Source organism: Mesorhizobium sp. M4A.F.Ca.ET.090.04.2.1 (assembly GCF_003999085.1).
Classification (GTDB): domain Bacteria; phylum Pseudomonadota; class Alphaproteobacteria; order Rhizobiales; family Rhizobiaceae; genus Mesorhizobium.
In genome coordinates this window covers 1-5,916 of the sequence record NZ_RZOT01000384.1, presented here as the reverse complement: position 1 = coordinate 5,916, position 5,916 = coordinate 1, and the positions used below count along the sequence as shown (strand labels likewise).

5 protein-coding genes are annotated in these 5,916 nt (G+C 66.0%); all 5 read left to right on the top strand.

What is annotated here, in order from left to right; translation table 11 throughout:
* Positions 1 to 1,533 (top strand): DNA topoisomerase (locus tag EN781_RS23405; RefSeq protein WP_189347765.1); only part of this gene is annotated, 1,533 nt, incomplete at its 5' end.
* Between the two features lie 5 nt (positions 1,534 to 1,538).
* Positions 1,539 to 3,845: a ribonuclease R gene (gene rnr, locus EN781_RS23400; RefSeq protein WP_126054302.1), complete on the top strand. Its 2,307-nt coding sequence runs from the start codon at positions 1,539 to 1,541 to the stop codon at positions 3,843 to 3,845.
* Positions 3,845 to 4,297, top strand: coding sequence for a DUF983 domain-containing protein (locus EN781_RS23395; protein ID WP_126054301.1), 453 nt, complete (start codon positions 3,845 to 3,847; stop codon positions 4,295 to 4,297). Before rnr ends, EN781_RS23395 begins: the two co-directional genes overlap by 1 nt.
* A 180-nt stretch (positions 4,298 to 4,477) precedes the next feature.
* Positions 4,478 to 5,209 (top strand): NUDIX hydrolase, encoded by a 732-nt coding sequence (locus EN781_RS23390; protein ID WP_245455455.1) that lies wholly within the window; start codon positions 4,478 to 4,480, stop codon positions 5,207 to 5,209.
* A 16-nt stretch (positions 5,210 to 5,225) separates the two neighbouring features.
* Positions 5,226 to 5,916: MFS transporter (locus EN781_RS23385; protein ID WP_145965592.1), on the top strand; the 691-nt coding region annotated here is incomplete at its 3' end.

The window sequence follows — 5,916 nt, the reverse complement described above, 5'->3', positions numbered from 1 at the left end:
GCCCAGGAAGCGCACGAAGCGATCCGCCCAACCGATTTCAAGCGCACGCCGGCATCTGTGCGGCAATATCTCGATGCCGACCAGGCCCGGCTGTACGAACTGATCTGGAAGCGCGCCATCGCCAGCCAGATGCAGCCGGCCGAGATCGAGCGCACCACGGTCGAGATCGAGGCGGTCAACGGCGCCCGCACCGCCGAGCTTCGCGCCGTCGGTTCGGTCGTTCGCTTCGACGGCTTCATCGCCGCCTATACCGACCAGAAGGACGAGGATGCGGAGGACGAGGAAAGCCGCCGCCTGCCCGAGATCCGCGCCGGCGAGCTGCTTGCCCGCCAGGCGATCAACGCCACCCAGCACACCACCGAGCCGCCGCCGCGCTATTCCGAAGCATCGCTGATCAAGAAGCTGGAAGAGCTCGGCATTGGCCGCCCGTCGACCTACACGGCGATCCTGAAGACGCTGGAAGATCGCGACTACGTCACCATCGACCGCCGCAAGCTGGTGCCGCAGGCCAAGGGCCGTCTGCTGTCGGCCTTCCTCGAAAGCTTCTTCGAGCGCTATGTCGAATATGATTTCACCGCTTCGCTTGAGGAAAAGCTCGACGAGATTTCCGACGGCAAGCTCGCCTGGAAGGACGTGCTGCGCGATTTCTGGAAGGATTTTTCCGGCGCAGTCGACGACATCAAGGAACTGCGCGTCACCGACGTGCTCGATGCGCTCAACGACGAACTGGCGCCGCTGGTGTTTCCTGCGCGGGAGGACGGCTCGAATCCGCGCATCTGCCCGAAATGCGGCACCGGCAACCTGTCGCTGAAGCTTGGCAAGTTCGGCGCCTTTGTCGGCTGCTCGAACTATCCCGAATGCTCCTTCACCCGCCAGCTCGGCGACGCCGCCAATCCCAATGGCGAGAACGGCAATGGCGAGGATGGTACAAGGCTGCTCGGCAAGGACCCCTACACAGCCGAGGAAATCACGCTGCGCAGCGGCCGCTTCGGCCCCTATATCCAGCGCGGAGAAGGCAAGGAGGCCAAGCGCTCCAGCCTGCCCAAGGGCTGGACGGCCGAGCAGATCGACCATGAGAAGGCGCTGGCGCTGCTGGCGCTGCCGCGCGACGTCGGCAAGCACCCGGAATCCGGCAAGATGATCTCTGCTGGCCTCGGGCGCTACGGCCCCTTCGTGCTGCACGACGGCACCTATGCCAATCTCGACAGCATCGAGGACGTGTTCTCGATCGGCCTCAACCGTGCCGTGTCGGTGATCGCGGAGAAGCAGCTGAAGGGCAAGGGCGGCCGCAATGGCGCCACGCCCGCGGCGATCAAGGACCTCGGCGACCACCCCGACGGCGGCGGCAAGATCGTCGTGCGCGACGGCAAATACGGGCCCTATGTCAACTACGGCAAGGTCAATGCAACGCTGCCCAAGGGCAAGGATCCACAGTCGGTGACGGTTGAGGACGCGCTGGCGCTGATCGCCGAAAAAGAGGCCAAGGGCGGTGGCGGCAAGAAGCCGTTCCGCAAGGCGGCGAAAAAGGGATAGCAGGCGTGGCGCGCAGGATCTCCGGACGAAGCCACGGCGATCCGCGTACCGCCGACACGAGGGCCAAGGTCCGGGACGACTACCGTCCGTCGCGCGACGAAATCCTGCGCTACATCGCGGAGAACCCGGACCGTTCCGGCAAGCGCGAAATCGCCAAGGCGTTCGCGCTGCGCGGCGAGGACCGCATCTGGCTGAAGGATCTGTTGCGCGACCTGCAGGACGAGGGCCTGCTGACTAGGGAACGCAAGCGGCTCGCCCGCTCGGGCGCCCTGCCCCATGTCTCCGTGCTCGACATATTTGGCCGCGACAGCGATGGCGTGCTCCTGGCGCATCCGAGCGAGTATAGCGGCACCGGCTCGCCGCCGGTCGTCTCCATCCGCGTTTCGCGCGGAAGCAGCGGCCCCACGCCGGGCATAGGCGACCGGGTGCTCGCCAAGACCTTCCCGACCGACGATCCATCCGGCCCTGCCTACACCGGGCGGGTGATGAAGATCTTCGAGAGGCGCAGCGATGCCCTGCTCGGCGTCTTTCGCGTTCTGAAGGACGGCACGTTCCGCATCGAGCCGGTGGAGCGGCGCCAGCCCGAACTGATCGTCGACAAGGAATTCCAGAACGGCGCCAGGAACGGCGACCTGGTGGAGGTCGAGCCCGCGCGCGCCTCCCGCTACGGGCTGCCGAGGGCCAAGGTGCTCAACGTTCTGGGCTCGCTGACCAGCGAGAAGGCGGTCTCGATGATCGCCATCCACGCGCATGACATCCCGCACATCTTCCCGGCCGACGTCTTCGCCGAAGCCGAGGCGGTGAAGCCCGCGACGCTTGCCGGCCGCGAGGACTGGCGCGACCTGCCGCTGATCACCATCGATCCGGCCGACGCCAAGGACCATGACGACGCGGTGTTCGCGACGCCTGACCCGGACGAGAAGAACTCCGGCGGCGTGCTGGTCACGGTGGCGATCGCCGATGTCGCGGCCTACGTCCGCTACGGCAGCGCGCTCGATCGCGAGGCTCTGAAGCGCGGCAATTCGGTCTATTTCCCGGATCGCGTCGTGCCGATGCTGCCGGAGCGCATCTCCAACGACCTCTGTTCGCTGCGCGAAGGCCAGGACCGGCCGGGGCTCGCCGTGCGCATGACCTTCTCCGCCGACGGTCGCAAGCTTCGCCACTCCTTCCACCGGATCATGATGAAGTCGGCGGCCAAGCTCGCCTATACGCAGGCGCAGGCGGCCATAGACGGCATGCCGGACGACAAGACCGGGCCGATTCTCGCGACGGTGCTGAAGCCGCTATGGGATGCCTATGCGGTGCTGAAGCGCGGCCGTGACGGCCGCCAGCCGCTCGAGCTCGACCTGCCCGAGCGCAAGATCCTGCTCAAAGAGGACGGCACGGTCGACCGCGTCGTCGTGCCGGATCGACTCGATGCCCACAAGCTGATCGAGGAGTTCATGATCCAGGCCAATGTCGCGGCCGCCGAAACGCTGGAGGCGAAGAAGGAGTCTCTGGTCTACCGCATCCACGACGCGCCTTCACTCGCCAAGCAGGAATCGCTGCGCGAATTTCTGCAGACGCTCGGCCTGTCGCTGGCGCGCGGCGCGCAGATGCGGCCGAACCAGTTCAACGGCATCCTCGAGCGCGTGCGCGGCGCCGACAATGAGGCGCTGGTCAACGAAGTGGTGCTGCGTTCACAGAGCCAGGCCGAGTATTCGCCGAAGAACATCGGCCATTTCGGCCTCAATTTGAAACGCTACGCGCATTTCACCTCGCCGATCCGCCGCTATGCCGACCTTATCGTGCATCGCGGGTTGATCGCCGCGCTGAACCTCGGCCCGGGCGGTCTCACCCAGCAGGAAGCCGAGCGTCTGGAGGAGGTCTCGGCGCTGATCTCCGCCACCGAGCGCCGCGCCATGGCGGCGGAGCGCGACACGGTCGACCGGCTGGTCGCCGCCTATCTCGCCGAGCGCATCGACGAGCGTTTCGACGCGCGCATCTCCGGCGTCACCAAAGCGGGACTATTTGTCCAATTGCCGCAGTTCGGCGCGGATGGTTTCATCCCGGTGTCAAGTCTGGACGGCGATTACTATATATACGACGAAACTGCCCGATCGCTTTTCGGAGAACGCACCGGCAAGGGCTATCAGCTTGCCGACCGCGTCGAGGTTCGCCTGATCGAGGTGGCGCCTATGGCCGGCGCGATGCGTTTCGAAATGCTGACCGACCCGAAGCCGCTGCCCGGCTCCAAGCGGTCGTTCCACAAAGCCAAGGGCCGCGCCCGCGCGTCGCAATCGCGCTCGGGCCCGCGCGGCAGGAGACGGTGATGGCAAGGCAATTGCAGATGGAAGACCAGGTTTTCGGCGGCGAGCACCATTCGGGCCGGACCGCCCGCCCGCTGTGGACGGCGATGAAGCGGGGCCTGCTCGGCCGCTGCCCGCATTGCGGCGAGGGCAAGCTGTTCCGCGCCTATGTCAAGACCGTCGACAGATGTGATCATTGCGGCGAAGAACTTTACCATCACCGCGCCGACGACCTGCCTGCCTATCTGGTGGTTGTCATCGTCGGCCATATCGTGCTTGGCGCCTTCATGGGCGTCGAGGCGACCTCCACGCTCTCCACCTGGCAGCACATCCTCATCTGGGTGCCGCTGACCATCCTTCTGGCGGTCGTGCTGCTACAGCCGGTCAAGGGCGCCGTCATCGGCCTGCAATGGGCCCTCTATATGCACGGCTTCGGCGGCGAAGAAGACGTCATCGAGCACCATCCCGAGGCTTGAAGCCGCGGCTGGCGCAATCGGCGACGGCTGAACGCCACTTTCGCATGCGGGAAGTTTCCGCTAAAGCGCCTCGCATATGAACGGGATCACGCGACGCGCTTCAGATCTTTGCTTTCATGCATGTCATCATCCCCAAGACAGACACGGCGTTTGGGCGACATGCATCAGCTCGGGGACGGAATGACCAAAGCGAATGTCGACAAGCTTGAGCCGAGCGTTGCCGCGCCTGCCGCAAAGCCGTTGCGTCCGCGCGATGCCGCGACATTGATCCTGCTCGACCGCAAGGGCGACGAGGTCCTGGTGCTGATGGGCCGCCGCCATGCCGGCCACGCCTTTATGCCCGGCAAGTTCGTCTTTCCGGGCGGCCGCACCGATCCGGCCGACAGCCGCATTGCTGTCGCCGCAGCCCTCCACCCCCAGGAAGAAGCGAACCTGACCGCTGGCCTCGGCCGCACCAGCGTGGCCCGCGCCCGTGCCATCGCGCTTTCGGCGATTCGCGAGACCTATGAGGAAGCCGGCCTGCTCATCGGCCGCAAAGGCGCCTTCACCACCACCAGGCGCGACTGGCAGGGCTTTGCCGAACATGGCGTCGTACCCTCGCTGGATGCGCTGCGCTTCATCGCCCGCGCGATCACGCCGCCGAACCGGGTGCGTCGCTTCGACACGCGCTTCTTCAGCGCCTGGCGCGGCGACGTCGCGGTTGAACTGGCTGATGGCGGCCCGACCAACGAGCTGGAGGAACTGGTCTGGCTGCCGCTCGCCAAGGCCAGGCAGGCCGATATCCCCGACATCACCGGGATGATCCTGGACGAGCTGGCAAAGCGGCTCACCGATGATCCGCTGCTGCATCCGGGCGGCTCGGTGCCTCTCTACCGGCGTGTCCGCAACCGCTTCACCCGCGAAATCCTCTAGGCTATTCAGGCATCCCATGACGGTCGATACCCAACAACAGGGCGAGGAACGCGTACACTGGCTACCGATGATCGCTGCCATCTCCTCGATCAGCGTCGTCGGCATCGCCATCGGCCTCGGTATGCCGCTGCTCAGCGTCATCCTGGAAACGCGTGGTCATTCGGCCTCGATGATCGGCCTCAACACCGCCGTCGCCGGCCTTGCCTCGATCGCCGGAGCGCCGCTCGCCACCCCGCTCGCCATGCGCCTCGGTGTCGCCTGGACGATGCTGCTGATGATTGCCGCCGGCGCGCTTGCCTTCGTCGGCTTCCATTTCGCGCCGGATTTCTGGATGTGGTTTCCGCTCCGCGTCGTGCTGCATATCTCGTTGACGGTGCTGTTCATCCTGTCCGAGTTCTGGATCAGCACGTCGGCGCCGCCGCACCGGCGGGGCCTGGTGCTCGGCATCTACGCGACCGTGCTGTCGCTCGGCTTCGCCGCCGGGCCATGGCTGTTTGCCCATCTCGGCAGTGCCGGCTTCCTGCCCTTCGGCGTGACCATAGGCCTGGTGACGCTGGCCGCCATTCCGGTGCTGGCGGCGCGCGACGAGAGCCCGACGATCGTCGCCGACAGCGAGACCAGCCACTTTCTCCGCTACATCTGGCTGGTGCCGACCGCGACCTTCGCGGTGCTGGTGTTCGGCGCCGTCGAGACGGGCGGTTTTGCGC